Consider the following 14,306-nt stretch of genomic DNA (forward strand, 5'->3'; position numbering starts at 1 on the left):
GCTCTTTTCCGATGAAAACACCGACTGTCGCCATAGACGCAAGGCTAATTTGCCGCAGCAGCACTGGCGACACAAGCTATTGGCGCGGGCTTCTGCGCGGGTTGGCCGATGTGGCCGCCGATCTCCGAATTCTGCTCTATTCCAACGCCTCAAAACCCGCAAATGCTCCTGAAACGCCGGATTTTGAGTGGATTCATCTTCCAGCGAGCCACGATCGGCTCTGGAGCCTCGTTACATTTCCCAGGGCGGCGGTGCGGCAAGGCGCCGACGTGATCCACACTCAGTACAACGTATCGCCGCTCTGCGGCAATCTGGCGGTCACGACCATACACGACGTCTCATTCTTCATCGGCCCCGAGTGGTTCGGCCTGAAGGATCGCCTGTTGCTGCGGTGGCAGGTGCCTGCTTCCGTCAAGCGCGCGAGGCAGGTCATCACGGTTTCGGAGACCTCCAAATCGGAGTTGGAGCGGTTCATACCCGCATCAAAAGGGAAGGTCAACGTGACTTACAACGCGCTCGGCGACAACATCAAGCCGATGCCCGCCGAGGAAGCAAGGCGCATCGTGAGCGATGACCTCGGTGTCGTCGGCCCGTACGTTCTCACGGTAGGGACCCGCTGGCCGAGGAAGAACATCCGTCTTGCGATCGAGGCGTGCGCCGGATTGCCAGAAACCGTTCCGCACCGGTTGGTCGTGACCGGCAAGGCCGGTTGGGGCGATCTGGCAGACCACCAACGAACGCAGTTCACCGGATACGTTTCGGACACGCAGCTCACCGCGCTCTACCAGTGTGCCGACCTCTACGTTGCTCCCAGCTTTCATGAGGGGTTCGGCATCCCGCTGCTCGAAGCGTGGGCTTGCGGCTGCCCTGTAGTCTGCAGCAGCGGGGGAGCGCTTCCGGAGATCGCGGCCGACGCTGCCGAGGTCGTGACTTCTTGGATCGCAGCCGATTGGACAGCCGTGATCGCCGATGTTCTGGCTGATTCGAGTAAATTAGAGCAGTTGCGTCAACGAGGGCGATCTCGCCTCGGCGAATACTCGTGGGACAAGACGGCGCGTAGCACGATCGACGTCTACCGCAAAGTGATCGGCTGATGGACAAGAAGCTCTTAGAAATCCTTGCTTGCCCGAGATGCGATACCCGCCCGGCGTTGGCCGAGCGCGAGGATCAACTCGTGTGCACCGAATGTGGCTATGCGTATCCGGTAGTCGACGGCATACCGCATCTCTTGGTCGAAGACGCCATCCCACCTGAGGACAAAGATGAGCGAAGTTAAGATGAACGTGCTCGTGTTGCACGGGCCAAACCTGAATCTGACGAGTTTTAGAGAACCTGAGATGTACGGCAAGATGCCGCTGGCCGACATCGATGCCGCGATACAGGATCGGGCGAAGGAGCTAGATCAAGAAGTTCGAATCCTGCAATCCAACCACGAGGGAATTTTGATCGACACGATCCACGAGCACAGGACGTGGGCGCACGCGATCGTCGTCAATCCCGGCGCACTGACGCACTATTCGTATGCGTTGCGCGACGCGCTTTCCAGCGTGCGCCTGCCGGTTGTCGAAGTTCACCTGTCGAACGTCAATGCGCGGGAGGAGTTTAGAAAAACCAGCGTGATCGCGCCGGTGTGCGTCGGCACGATAGCCGGATTCGGGCCTGACAGCTACCTGCTAGCGATGTCCGCGCTCCGAAACATGGAGAAGTCGGTTGTATGAGCCAGCCGCTCGACCGGCTGCGCCGTCAGATGTCGGCCGAAAACGTCGACGCAGCGTTCGTGTCGGACTTGCTGAACGTGGGTTGGCTGACCGGTTTCACAGGTTCTAGCGGCTTCGTGATCGTAACCGGCGATCAAGCGCTGTTCTTGACGGACAGCAGATACACGATCCAAGCGAACGAGGAAGTCTCTGGATTTGAAGTGCGTTGGTACCAGAGGCCGAAGACCTTCGAACAGTTCGCCGGCGAGTGCCTGGCGGACCTGGGGATCAGCAAGATCGCGTTCGAGCCCTCCATATCCTACGCAACTTGGCAGTCTTGGGGGAGCAAGATCGGAGGCGTTGAGTGGACCGATTCACCCGACCTCTTCAAACCGCTTCGCATGATCAAGACTCCGGAAGAGATCGCCCTTATCCGCGACGCGTGTGGAATCGCTGACGCCTGCTGCGAGTACTTGCACGGTCGAATGCAGGCTGGCCGCAGCGAGTTCGACATTCAGTTGGACCTGGAGTTCTTCCTCCGCCGGCAGGGGGCCGATATCGCATTCGACCCGATCGTGGTCAGCGGCCCGAACAGCGCAAAACCGCACGGTCAAGCCGGCGATCGGACTTTGCAGGAAGGTGACTTCGTAACGCTGGACCTGGGGGCGCGCAAGGCAGGTTACAACAGCGACATCACTCGTACGTTCGTAGTCGGACAGCCGTCCGAGCGGCACCGAGAGGTCTACGACCAGGTCTTGAAGGCGCAGCTTGCCGCGATAGAGGCGTTGCAACCAGGAACCGCTGCAAAGGACGTCGATCAGCTTTCCCGATCGATTCTCGCCGAAAAAGACCTTGACAAGTACTTCGGCCACGGACTCGGCCACGGTCTCGGCCGCGCCGTACACGATTACGGCGGTCTCAGTTCAAGCTCCACCGACACGATCGAGGCAGGACAGGTCTGGACGGTGGAGCCGGGCGTTTACATCGAGGGCTTTGGTGGGGTGCGGATCGAAGACGACGTTCTCGTCACCGACAGCGGCCCGGAACTGCTGACGCACTACACCAAAGAGCTTCTCGTGATCGGTTAAAGTCGATGGCCAAACCCGTTTTAGTCCTGGATCGGTTCGCGCTGGCCAAAGACGGACCGCTGCTCAACCTGGAGTTGCACCAGGGCGAGATCTACGCGGTCATCGGCCCAGCTGGCGGTGGCAAGAGCGTGTTCCTCGACACGCTGGCCGGCGACGAGGTTCCTGCTTGCGGATCTGCGCTGCTGGCCGGTTCGCTTCTTGCGGCCGAGTACTCTACGGGCAAAGGTCGCCAGACGCCGTTTGGCGCTGCGAAGGCAGCCGCTCGGGACGTTCCGAGGGAGCGCATCTCTTTCGCGCTGTCAGCTCTCGGCTTATGGGACGTTCGCAACGAGAGCATGTCGAAGATGCCGCGCTCGATGCTCGCCGCGTGCGACCTTCTGCCGTGTCTGGTCTGCGACGACGACATCATCCTCATCGACGGCCACCTCGACCTCCTCGACCCTTGGCAGTTGGAGAGTACGCTCGAAGCGATGTTCCAACTCGCTGATGAGGGTTCGGCATTCATGGTTGCGACCAACCGTCCAGACCTTGCAGAGCGTTTCGGCAAGCTCATTGTTTTCCGAGAAGGCGAGCCGATTTACGCTGGATCAGTCCAAGACTTGATCGATTCTCAGGAGCCGACCGAGATCACGATCGAGACGGACGACCTGAGTACCGTACGCTCCATGGTCGAGCCGTTCGCGCTCGGCGTTCGCGCATCGGGGAACAAGTTGATCGTTACGGCCGAAAAGGGCCAAGAGCTTGCCGCACGATTGATCACGCAAGGGTACGGCACTGTTGAAACGGTCGTCGTCAAGACGCCGAGCCTTGAAGACGCGCTGCTACGGCTGTTCTAGTTCACGACCCGGGTATCGCCAAACCGCTTCGTCACCCCTCGGGCATCCAAGAACTCCAGAAGCGGTATCGCGTACTTGCGCGATGTGCCGAGCATCCCACGGAACTCGGACGCCGTGAACTTCTTGTCGGCAAAGTTCTCCCTCACTTTTTCTGTCACCTGCTGAATCTGGCGCTTTGTGTAGAAGAGGCCGTCGCCGACCCGCACGAGTTCTCCGGCTTCGAGGCCGACACCGATGATCTGCTCGACTGCCTGGACCGGCACAACGAGCGACTCTGCGATCGCGCGGGCGTTCGGAACGGAGACGCCGGCACCCTCTAGCTCCTGCGCTACCCGAGCAAGCAGCGCCGCCTGACGATCTGACAGCTTCACCTCGAACGCCGCCAACGCGACGTTCGTTCCAGCGACGCGCAAGTCGCCGCGGGCCGCTAGGTGCGCGATGATCCGATCTAGCGGCTTGCCCAACCACGGCAGGCCAGCGCTCTTCACTGCCAGTTCGCGAGAGTGATTGAGCTTCGTCGGTTCGCGCTCGTGAATCGATCTCAAGGCATTGAGGAACAGCGAGACAGATTCGCTGAATCGATCTGGAACGAACCATAAGCCGGCGAAGCCCACGAGCTTCCCTTCTTCCTTGAGCTTTTCGAACACGCCGCCGAGCGCCTGTTGCGACTTGCCGACCAACCGGCACACGTCCGCAGTGTCCAGTCCGTGCGGCGCCCTCCCGACCAGCGTGATGATCGCCTCTGCTTCGTCAAGGCCCTCATCCACAGTTTCGATTTGCGCGCTCTTCCTCCTGAGCACCGCCTCTGGCACAGTGACCGTGCCGCCGCCAAGCAGCCGTGGTGGACTGTATTTCCTGATGATCAACGGCTGGCCCTTGGCTGCGGCGACAGGCCTTTCACAGCGCAGCTGGACGAGGTCGGATTCGTAGTCGTTCAGGAACGCGCGGGCAATTACCTCGTCCGCACCGATCGAAACACGAACTCGTTCGCTATGACGCGGAGGGTTGAGCCATCGAACATTAGCGTCGAACAGCTCAGTTTCGAACAGTACCCCCGGCGATCCGACCGCTTGGCCGCGGTGCAGATCCTCCGCCTTGACGCCGCTGAGGTTCAGCGCCGTCCGGCTCCCCCGATTGCCGACTTCCAACGACTCGTCATGACTGTGAATTGAGCGAATCCGTGCATGCAGATCGCCGGGTATCACGACGGCTCTCGCGCCGGTCTCAACGTTCCCCTGAGCCAGCGTGCCCGTGACGACGGCTCCGTGACCTTTCACCGTAAAGACCCGGTCGATCGGCAAGTACCAAGACGCGGCCGCCGCTTCAGGAGCCGATTTGAACGCCCTCGCCAGCTCCTGGCGAAGCTCGTCAAGGCCGCTGCCCTCTTTTGCCGAGACGGGGATGATCGGAGAGTCTTTGAAGCGAGTCGGCGCCAACAGCTCCGCCACCTCCTCGCTCGTGAAATCGATCATGTCGCTGTCGGCGAGGTCCGCCCTGGTAACTGCGACGACCAGCCTTTGAACCGGCAGAAGCTCAAGAATCTGAAAGTGTTCGACCGTCTGCGGCATGACCGATTCGTCTGCCGCTACGCAAAGCAGCGCTACGTCTATGCCCAAAGCGCCGACCAGCATGTTCGTTAGAAACCGCTCGTGGCCCGGAACATCGACGATCGACACGCGGCCTACTTCGGGCAGGTCGATGTAAGCGAACCCGATGTCGATCGTGAGCCCGCGCCTTTTCTCTTCGGGCAGCCGATCTGTGTCAATTCCGGTCAAGGCCTGGATTAACGTAGTCTTCCCATGATCGACATGGCCAGCGGTTCCGATCAACTTCGACATTAAAGTTCCAACGGCTGATAGCTTTGCATACTGATATCGCCGTCGCGGTATTGCCAAAGATCAAATTTCTTGCCGATTACCCCGGCTCCGTGGCTCCCGTCCTTCGCGAGCGCAAACACGACGCAGTGCCGATCACCGGTCTCTGGCCTGCGTCGGACCATCTCGCGCATCACGGATTCGCAGGCTGTCTGCGCCGACATGCCAGCGCGCATCGCGTCGATGACGCGAACCGAAACGCAGTGCTTCCAGAGTTCCTCGCCCCAACCGGTCGCCCCGGCGGCGCCGACCTCGTCGTCGGCGTAGATGCCGGCTCCAATGATCGGAGAGTCGCCCACCCGACCGGGGATCTTGTAGCCCAACCCGCTTGTGGAGCTAGCCGCGCTGAACCTCCCGTCCTCGACGCCGACCATCGTTATCGTATCAGGCGGAATCTCGTCGACCGTGTGAATGTACTGCTCAGCTCTCGCCGGGTCCGCGAGGTAGCCCTCGTAATCCTCGATCGATTTCGGCGTCATCAGGTTCTGTGGAGCGAACCCGTTTTCAATTGCGAATCGCCGAGCCTGTTCGCCAGCGATCATGTTGTGCCGGGTTTTCTCCATCACGAGTCGGGCAACGGTGATCGCCGGGAGGATTCCACGGAGCGCACACACCGCCCCGCAATTCAGGTCGCGCCCATCCATGATGCCGGCGTCCAGCTCGATGTCGCCATCACAGTTTGGCCTCGCTCCGCGCCCGATCGCAACCAGCTCAGGATCGTCCTCCGCGACCACGAGTCCCCGCTCGAGGCACCGAATGACTGTCGCGCCCTCAGCTCTTGCATCTGCAGCGGCACGGATCGCAACTTCACCCGGCCGCTCCCACGTGGCAAGCATAATCGCCATGCGAACAACTGTACCAGAATCCAGGTATATATACTGGGAAACCGATCTTACGGCACTGTATGCCCCTTCTCATCTGCGATCGTATACATGGCCACAATCGTGGTCCCTCAATCCCACCTGCCCGTAACCTATAATGGAAAGGTTCGCTGTTTTCAAGATCACCTTCCTGGATGCTTCCTCTGAAGACAACTCCGCTCGATGATAGCGGCCTGCCGGCCATCAAGGCCCCGTAAGCATCTACTGATCGATGTGCCTGATGCATACTCGATGCCCCTTCTGACAACGCCAGAGGGCTCGCTTTAGGTTCAATTTGGACGTCGTCGCTGTCAAACGAGGCTCATCACTGTAGCGCCCATGCGGGGGCACGGCTCCTTGTGAAGGCGGAGCAAGGCGTGTGCAACAGCGCAGGTTTGAGAACGTTAGTGCTTAGGACATTCACCTCTACCTAATCAATAAGGTTTCCTGGTAAATATACTAGGAAGATCAATTCTCCAACCCTGATACCTAATCCTGTTAAAGATACTAGGATTCTTCTGCCCTGGTAACTTTAACAGGTTAGTCTTGTTGCGCGACGGCCAATGTCTTCTCTTGGACGGAAGTCAGGATGACGATGGCGGATTGTGCCCCGTCCAAATCAATCTCAACTTAGAGATATCAAGGAAGACAAATGTCGTTTCGAATCAATACTAACGTTTCCGCGATGAACGCGCTGCGAAACCTGAACATGACAGGCAAGCTGCTCGCGCAATCTGTAACCCGGCTGTCCACCGGTCTGCGAATCAATAACGCAGGCGATGACCCGTCGGGCCTAATCGCTTCGGAGAAGTTCCGTGCACAAATTGCTAGCATGGACCAGGCTCTCAAGAACAACCAGGACGCTCTAAACTACGCCAAGACCGCTGAAGGCGCTCTCGACGAAGTCAACCGACTGTTGCGCGATGCTCGCTCACTGGCGGTCGCCTTCTCAGGCTCGCTCGACTCTTTGCAGTTGCAAGCGAACCAAAACCAGCTCAACTCGATCATGGCCTCGATCGATCGCATCGCCACGAACACTGCGTTCGGCACCAAAAAGCTCCTCGACGGTAGCTCTGGCGTTCAGGCGACAGTGGTCAACGGCGCGAAGATCGACAGCATCTACCTCGGTGGAACGGTCGGCACACAGTCGATCACGGCTGACGGTGCAGTGACGGTCGACGTAACAACCGCCGCTACGCAGGCGACCCACACTGGCACCAAGGCGACAGCTGCTGCAGACCTCTCGACGTACCTCGCGCTCGCAGTCGGCGTTTCCGGTTCGTTCGCCATCAACGGCGTCACGATCGAGATATCTTCGACTGAGACGTTCGGCGATGTCATCAACAAGATCAACGCCGTGCAGGGCCAGACCGGCGTGCGCGCAGAAGGAATCTTCGGCGGCGGCAACGGTCAGATCAAGCTGGACCAGAACACGTACGGCTCGCTCTCCAAGGTCAACCTGACCGACTCGGTCGGCATTATCCAGACCGTAGCGAGCTCCGTATCCAACGCAGGCATCGACGCCATTGCGAGCGTCACAGTCGGCGTGTTAAACCCAGTCGTCTTCACAGGCGGCCAGAACGGCAACGACGGCCTGACCATGACGGACAGCGCGTTGAACTCCGTGAAGCTCACGGCTGACGGTAACGCTGTTGCGACGTATGTAGGCGCCGCACAGGTAACGGCTGGTTCGGCGACTTTCCAGATCGGCGCTAACGCTGGTCAAACGACCCAGCTCGCTCTGGCCAGCGCGTCCTCGAGCACGCTCGGTATCAGCAGCTTAGACATCACGTCCGCTGGCGGCGCTAGCAGCGCGATGACACTGATCGACTCCGCAATCGACACGATCTCCCGCCAGCGCGGCGACATCGGATCGTTCATGCGGTTCACTGTCGAATCGAACATCCGGGCGCTCGGTGTTGCACGAGAGAACCTGGCAGCCACTGACTCGACGCTTCGAGAAATCGACGTCGCTCAGGAGATGACGAACTTCACGAGGCTCCAGATTCTGATGCAGTCCGGTCTATCCGTACTCGCGCAGGCCAACTCGGCCCCGTCGGCAGTTCTCGGGCTTCTCCGCTAACCACGAAGTCTTTCAAGACTCGCTTGAAAACTAAGCAGGACCCTGGGCTTCGGCCTGGGGTTCTTGCTTTTGCCAGGCCCGCAGTTCCTTGAGCAGCCTCTTCCCTTCGCGCACGTTTCCGAACATCGTGGCGCGCTGCCTCGGCTCGACCAACAGCCGGATCGGCTTTCCCGATACATTGGCTTCGACGCATATCCACCGTCCCAGTCCGATCCAAGAGTGCGGGTTAGGCCGAAAGCGAATCTCGTCGATATCGTTCCGCCGGATGCGTACTTTGCAAGTCTCGCCCCAGTATTCGATCTCGTCGTCGTGGATGAAGAGGAAACCGACCTCTTCGTGAGCGTCGAGCAACCCCTTGTACGATGGCCTCGCGAAACCGACGAACACCTTTGCTTGTTGGTCGAACGGCCGCTCCATGTGAAGACGGCGTCCCATCTCGTTCCGCGCTCCACCGGTGCCTGTCAAGCCGAGTAAGCCTACAAGGAGCCAGGCCGTCGCCACAAATCCGCCTAGCCAGTAGTAGAAGGGCGCTTGACGAAAGCCACCGTCGCCAAATGCTATCGCCGCCGGATACAGCAGCGGCGCAGACAGCAGCAGCGGCAACAGATTGCCGATCATCTTTCGACCGGTAGTCCACACCCGTTTCTCGCTCGGCGACATAATACAACCTGAACTATGGCAGAAGGCCGACTTCGCGTAATCGGGGTTGCGCCCTCGGGACGCGGATTGCGAGCGGCGCTGGCCAAAATCGTCAACGCTTCGACGGTCGTGACGGCGTTTGAGGACGCAAAGCTCAACGCTGTCCGGAGCCTCTTGAAAGACGGGGCGGAGACTGAAATTGTTCCTCTGGGCTCGTTAGTCGCCCGCCTGCTGAGAATGCAGGGCCGGCCGATCGGCCGCCTCGTGACGCGCGGGCAGCAGCGAGCAATGGTCGATATCTGCGCCAAGGCCCTTGAGGAAGGCTCGCCTCTGGCGGCCTCGGCCCGGCGACCAGGGCTCGCACCGATCTTAGCCGAGCGGCTCGGCGAACTGCGCGATTGGGGGTTCGATTCGGAAGAGCTCGATGCACTGGCAAACTTGGCGAGTCCCGGACTGTCGCCAAAGTTGCAGGCGCTGGCCGAGATCGAGCGCTCCGTCGGCGAACTGATGGAGAAGACCAACAGAGCCTTTTCAACCGACGTCGCGCACGCGTGTCTTGAAGTAGTTGATCCCGAGCGAGGGCCGCTGAAGCATCTCGTCGTGCTCATTGGCAACAGCGAAAGGCCGGTCTACGAACGCCTGTTGGGTTGGACTGCCAGCCAAGGCATCACGGTTGACGTGCTCGTTGACTCCGTGCCGGACAACGACGAGCTTTTCGCGATCGGAAGGCGTGTAGCGGACAGGCTGGGGTGCGAGATCGAGGAGACGCAAAAGCGTAGTTGGACCTCGGCGCTCTTCACGATGAAAGCTGCAACCGGCGCACCGAGCGTCGTCATCTCCAGCACGCCCGATCCGCTCTCCGAGGCGGAGTGGGCGGTCCGCGGCTGCCAAGAGCGGATGGCTGAGGACGTGCTGCCAAATCGACTGTGCATCTTTGCCCGCGACAGGACGACTTATGCGCCTTTGGTCCAACTTGCCAGCGAGCGTCTGGGGTTGCCGCTGAGTCAGAACTTGGCGGTGCCTTTGACGACGAACGGATTTGTTCGCCTAGTATCCAGCACCCTGCAATATCTATGTGCCAGCGACGTGCTGTCTCTGGCGAGGCTCGCACAGTCCACCTACGTTTCGATTTCCGCGGATGGAGAGCAGGAGCTTCACGAGGCGCTGATCGCCGCATCGATCGGCGCGCGAGATTCGTGGACGCTGATCCAGGAGTGGGCCGTTGAACACGAAGAGGATTTCCCCTGGCTTGACCACTTGCTGACATGGCGCGAAGTTGCGATGTCGAGCCCAGCCGGACTTGCGGAGTGGCTTCACCGATTCCGCACGCTTGTCGGGGGAGCCGGCATGGTGGACCTGTCGCTCAAACCGGGAGCGCCGACCAGCAAACGGGACTCGCGCGCACAGACCGTGATGCAGCGAGCGATCGCCGATTACGCCTACGTGTTTGATCAGTCTGTCAAGAGAGAGCTGAACCTCCGCGAGTTTGTCGAGCTGGCAGACCGACTGTGGCGCGAGGAGACGGTTGTGATCGAGGGGCATCCAAACGGTGTGCGGTTCCTGTCCAGCACCGCCGCTCTCGCCGAATACGACACGCTGTTCGTCATCGGAATGCTCGAGGGGAACCTGCCGCGCAGGCGGTCCGAAGACCCCATCCTTTTCGACGACGAGCGCGAGGAGCTTTCAAAACTGGCGAAGAGAGGGGTTCGCTTGCAAAGCTCTCACGACCGGGCGATCGCCGAGCGAGACGAGTTCGTCCGGCTGTGCTCAAGCGTCGATCGCACCATCGTCCTCAGCTATCCGGAGACGGACGAACAGCGGGACAACGTGCCCGCATTCTATCTTGAGGACCTGAAGCGCGCAGTCGGCAAGAGCGCCCGATACGTTGTGCGCAGTCGATCGTCGCTGGCACCGGCTGAGAGCGAGTGCCGAGCCGATGCCGACCAGCGCTTGCGTCAGGCGCTGGATGGAGACCGGGTAGAGCCGAGCCACGGACCGCTGGTTTCGGAGGATGCCCAGACGCTCATAAGACCAAACTTTGAAGACGGGGTTCCGCCTGCCGAGCTGGCCCGCTCGCTGACATGCTCCTTTTGGTCCGCAATGCGCTACCGGTTGGAGCTTTTTCCGCCAGTGCGCAGAAGGTTGATGAACAGCCTGCAAAACCTGCCGAAGCAAGTCGGACTGGCGGCAATGGAGACTCGGGAGGAGGCGACAAGAGCGCTTCAAGCCGCGCAAAAGGAGCTGATCGACGGGTTGTACAGCGAACTAGAGACGTGGGAGATCGGGCTGTTGCAAGCCGCTGGCGATCGACTGCGGAACGAGTGGGTTGAGCGCGAGTTTCGCGCCCGCGAACTGTGGCGCAAGCCCGGCGCAAGGGTGTTCACGGACGTTGCCTTGGGAACGCACGGTTTGCGAAATACGATCCCCATCAATGACATGTCAGTGCGGCTCGAAGATCGAATGGCCGCGATGACGACGACCGACGACTACTCGATCCTGCAGTTTTTCGTTCCGCACGCACCGAACCTCGCAGACATCGGAAGCCTGCCCGAAGACAACACGGACACGTTTCTTTACGGCCTGTACTTGATGACGCAGATGAAGACGGGGCAGCCGAACTCCGCCATTGAGATCGACTCGATGACGGGCAAACGCACTCTGCTGGCGTTTCAGTCGTTCACGGCGGCGATGCCAAGACGCCCAAAGGAGGGGTTCGAAGTCATAACGATCGACCAGAAACCGAGCGTGTTCTACCGTAAGATCGTCGACCGGCTCGAGCGCGCCGTAGCGATCATGGAAAAGGGCAGCATGGAGGCGCGCCCGAGCGATGCGTGCAAGGCGTGTCCGTACGGTGAGCTGTGCCGGGTATCCAGCCAGTTTGGAGAGCAGCACGATCCGTTTGAGGAGGCGCGCCGATGAGCGGCTTCCAAGCAACGCGCGAGCAGAAGGAGGCGTCGCGCTCCACGGAGCAGCGGTACACCGTTCGGGCTGCGGCAGGCTCGGGCAAAACGTCGGTGCTCGTCGAAAGGTACATGGTGTGCGTCTTGGAGCTCGGTTATAAGCCGAATCAGATTCTCACGATCACCTTCACGCGAAAAGCCGCCGCCGAGATGAAGAGGCGTATCGTCAGGTCGCTCCAAGACTTAGATCGGTTCGCGGATGCGCAAGTCGCCGAGACCGGGCCGATACAGACGATTCACAGCTTCTGCGAGAGGACGCTTCGCGAGAACGCGCTCGCGGCAGGAATCGATCCTCAGTTCGACGTCATCGGCGAAACACAAACGGGTTCTTTGATCGAGCGCTCGGTTCGGTGGACGTTGCAGGGCTCGCTCGCTGATTACCCGGAAGCGCAGGCTCTAGTCGGCTGGCTTGCAGGCAAAGAGGCGTACGACGCATCCCCCATGCTTGCTCGGTCGATCAAGCAAGTCCTGAGTTCGTTGCGGGGGGCTGGCTGGACGACCGAGGCGCTTCAGAGCATGTACGGCAACGTCCCAGCGACGACGCAGCGCTGGATGGAAGCGTTCATGAACGATTTGCCTTCTGAGGTGGCAAAAGCCGTGGCCCAATGCGATCCGGAAGGACTCGGAGAGTCGTTAGTAGCCGCGTTCAAAGAAGCAGGTTTGAGAAAGCCGTCTTGGCTGACGGCGCGCGCCATCCCGTTTGATGAGGCAGCCGCAGAGCAAACCTGTGGACTGATGCAGCTTGCTCTGCTCTCTTGGGAGTGGCTGGAATCGCATATGGCCGAGGCCCAGCAGTTCGACTTCAACATGCTCGAAGACCTGGCGGTGCAACTGCTGAAGAGCGATGAGATGGTCAAGGAGCGACTTCGCAAACAGTACCCGGTCGTGCTCGTTGACGAAGCGCAGGACGTTAATCCGCAGCAGTTCCATCTTCTTTCGGCGCTTTCACCGGAACTGGAGATGTTCGTTGGCGACCCTCAGCAGTCGATCTTCGGTTTTCGTCAAGCTGATCGGAGGCTGATGATCAAGCGAACAGAGGAGCTGCCGACGCTGCCGCTGACGATCAATCACCGCAGCGACCCCGGGATTCTTCGCTTCGTAGATGCGATCTTCGGAAGCCTTTGGAAGGGCGATTACTACCCTATGTCCGCCGGCGGCCTCGAGGACCGCGCGCCAGCCGAACTGTTCGGCGCCGACACGCCGATCAACTATCAGGGCGTCGAGTTTTGGCCACAGGCAGGACCCGATCGGTTTGGCACGGCCAAATGCATCGCCAGCTTGATCGAAGACGGGCACAGACCCGGGGAAATAGCGGTCTTGATCCAGCAGCATGCGACGGCAGCCCAGATTTCTGAGGAGTTAAGAAGACTGGGAGTGCCAACGCGGCTGCTCGGCGCGTCAGAGCGGTTCTACACGAGGCTTGAGGTGAGGGACATCGCCAACGCACTCGACTCGCTCACGAACCCACGCTCCGACTACGCGCTGCTCGCGCTGCTGCGAAGCCCGTTCGTCGGCCTGAGTTTGGACTCGGTCGTCATGCTGAGCGCGAAGCGACCGGTGATCAATTCCTTGAAAGATTTTGTTCCGCCGATCGAAGAGGACACGGATAAGATCGCGCGGTTCCTCGACTGGTACCTCCCGCTATCGGAGTATGCCGACAGGATTCCGGCGTGGGAAGTGCTGGGCAAAGTCATGCGACAGACTGAGTACATGGAGGTGATCGCTCGCCGCCACAACGCGCACCAGACCCTCGCCAACATCCGAAAGCTCATGCGTCTGGCGACCGAAAGTCCAGAGTTAGGGCCGAGCGAATTCGCCGATCAGATTCGCGAGATACAAGAGTTGCGACACCGCGAGAGCGATGCGCCAGCTCTAGACCAGGACTCTGAAGCCGTGACGCTGATGACGATACATCAGGCGAAAGGAGTAGAGTTCGACGTCGTCGTTCTGCCGGAGACGCACAAGAGACTAAGGCGCAGGCCGCAAGACATCATGATCGACGCCAGCCCCGGCCTCGTGCACGCGATGTTCGGCAGGAGCGAATCGCTGGTCTCGCGATGGCTGAGAGATCGCCTATCTTCGAGCGCGCACGCAGAGAGCCTTCGGGTCCTCTACGTCGCGATGACGCGCGCCAAGAAGAAGCTGTGCATCGTGGTGAGCCGCAGCCCGAACGAGGAGAACATCGCCGGCCTCATCTGTAGCCGAACTCGGTTCAACGAGAACGTACCGATGGGCGTGCACGTCCGTGAGGTTCCGTCCGACTCGTAGG

Annotated in this window: 11 protein-coding genes; 8 read left to right on the top strand and 3 right to left on the bottom strand. The window is 60.1% G+C overall.

What is annotated here, in order from left to right; all coding sequences use genetic code 11:
- Window positions 1-11 precede the first annotated feature (11 nt).
- The 5 genes from IH944_09980 to IH944_10000 are packed head-to-tail and all read left to right on the top strand — an operon-like array spanning window position 12 to window position 3,621.
- Complete coding sequence (locus IH944_09980) at window positions 12-1,094, top strand: glycosyltransferase family 4 protein (GenBank protein MCH7904880.1); 1,083 nt, start codon at window positions 12-14, stop codon at window positions 1,092-1,094.
- A complete protein-coding gene (locus tag IH944_09985; GenBank protein MCH7904881.1) occupies window positions 1,094-1,276 on the top strand; it encodes a Trm112 family protein in 183 nt (60 codons plus the stop codon). The genes IH944_09980 and IH944_09985 overlap by 1 nt, the downstream gene beginning before the upstream one ends.
- A 1-nt stretch (window position 1,277) precedes the next feature.
- A complete protein-coding gene (gene aroQ / locus IH944_09990; protein ID MCH7904882.1) occupies window positions 1,278-1,718 on the top strand; it encodes a type II 3-dehydroquinate dehydratase in 441 nt (146 codons plus the stop codon).
- Window positions 1,715-2,785, top strand: a complete 1,071-nt coding sequence (locus IH944_09995; protein MCH7904883.1) for an aminopeptidase P family protein — start codon at window positions 1,715-1,717, stop codon at window positions 2,783-2,785. Before aroQ ends, IH944_09995 begins: the two co-directional genes overlap by 4 nt.
- A 5-nt stretch (window positions 2,786-2,790) precedes the next feature.
- Complete coding sequence (locus IH944_10000) at window positions 2,791-3,621, top strand: ATP-binding cassette domain-containing protein (protein ID MCH7904884.1); 831 nt, start codon at window positions 2,791-2,793, stop codon at window positions 3,619-3,621.
- Here the strand turns inward: IH944_10000 and selB are convergent.
- Both selB and IH944_10010 read right to left on the bottom strand, forming a co-directional pair.
- Window positions 3,618-5,459, bottom strand: coding sequence for a selenocysteine-specific translation elongation factor (gene selB, locus IH944_10005; protein MCH7904885.1), 1,842 nt, complete (start codon window positions 5,457-5,459; stop codon window positions 3,618-3,620). The two genes, IH944_10000 and selB, sit on opposite strands and share 4 nt — an antisense overlap.
- Entirely contained in the window at window positions 5,459-6,340 is an 882-nt protein-coding gene (locus IH944_10010; protein MCH7904886.1) for an isoaspartyl peptidase/L-asparaginase, read from the bottom strand. The genes selB and IH944_10010 overlap by 1 nt, the downstream gene beginning before the upstream one ends.
- Before the next feature lie 667 nt (window positions 6,341-7,007).
- Between IH944_10010 and IH944_10015 the strand changes: the two genes are divergently transcribed.
- Window positions 7,008-8,438, top strand: coding sequence for a hypothetical protein (locus IH944_10015; protein MCH7904887.1), 1,431 nt, complete (start codon window positions 7,008-7,010; stop codon window positions 8,436-8,438).
- A 30-nt stretch (window positions 8,439-8,468) separates the two neighbouring features.
- Here IH944_10015 and IH944_10020 read toward each other — a convergent pair whose 3' ends face one another.
- On the bottom strand, window positions 8,469-9,098 hold the full coding sequence (locus IH944_10020; GenBank protein ID MCH7904888.1) for a hypothetical protein: 630 nt from the start codon (window positions 9,096-9,098) through the stop codon (window positions 8,469-8,471).
- A gap of 15 nt (window positions 9,099-9,113) precedes the next feature.
- Here IH944_10020 and IH944_10025 point away from each other — a divergent pair, with 15 nt between their 5' ends.
- Together IH944_10025 and IH944_10030 are read left to right on the top strand one after the other, a co-directional pair.
- Complete coding sequence (locus IH944_10025; GenBank protein MCH7904889.1) at window positions 9,114-11,996, top strand: hypothetical protein; 2,883 nt, start codon at window positions 9,114-9,116, stop codon at window positions 11,994-11,996.
- Entirely contained in the window at window positions 11,993-14,305 is a 2,313-nt protein-coding gene (locus IH944_10030; protein MCH7904890.1) for a UvrD-helicase domain-containing protein, read from the top strand. Before IH944_10025 ends, IH944_10030 begins: the two co-directional genes overlap by 4 nt.
- The last annotated feature ends 1 nt before the right edge of the window (window position 14,306 follow it).

Source organism: Armatimonadota bacterium, from assembly GCA_022563855.1.
Classification (GTDB): Bacteria; Armatimonadota; Fimbriimonadia; order Fimbriimonadales; family Fimbriimonadaceae; genus JADFMN01.

Excerpts from the sequence above, each read along its gene's own strand:
- IH944_09985 (MCH7904881.1), top strand. The coding sequence starts at position 1,094 with ATGGACAAGAAGCTCTTAGAAATCCTTGCTTGCCCGAGATGCGATACC.
- IH944_10015 (MCH7904887.1), top strand. The coding sequence starts at position 7,008 with ATGTCGTTTCGAATCAATACTAACGTTTCCGCGATGAACGCGCTGCGA.
- IH944_10020 (MCH7904888.1), bottom strand. The coding sequence starts at position 9,098 with ATGTCGCCGAGCGAGAAACGGGTGTGGACTACCGGTCGAAAGATGATC.
- IH944_09980 (MCH7904880.1), top strand. The coding sequence starts at position 12 with ATGAAAACACCGACTGTCGCCATAGACGCAAGGCTAATTTGCCGCAGC.
- IH944_10010 (MCH7904886.1), bottom strand. The coding sequence starts at position 6,340 with ATGGCGATTATGCTTGCCACGTGGGAGCGGCCGGGTGAAGTTGCGATC.
- aroQ (MCH7904882.1), top strand. The coding sequence starts at position 1,278 with ATGAACGTGCTCGTGTTGCACGGGCCAAACCTGAATCTGACGAGTTTT.
- selB (MCH7904885.1), bottom strand. The coding sequence starts at position 5,459 with ATGTCGAAGTTGATCGGAACCGCTGGCCATGTCGATCATGGGAAGACT.
- IH944_09995 (MCH7904883.1), top strand. The coding sequence starts at position 1,715 with ATGAGCCAGCCGCTCGACCGGCTGCGCCGTCAGATGTCGGCCGAAAAC.
- IH944_10030 (MCH7904890.1), top strand. The coding sequence starts at position 11,993 with ATGAGCGGCTTCCAAGCAACGCGCGAGCAGAAGGAGGCGTCGCGCTCC.
- IH944_10000 (MCH7904884.1), top strand. The coding sequence starts at position 2,791 with ATGGCCAAACCCGTTTTAGTCCTGGATCGGTTCGCGCTGGCCAAAGAC.
- IH944_10025 (MCH7904889.1), top strand. The coding sequence starts at position 9,114 with ATGGCAGAAGGCCGACTTCGCGTAATCGGGGTTGCGCCCTCGGGACGC.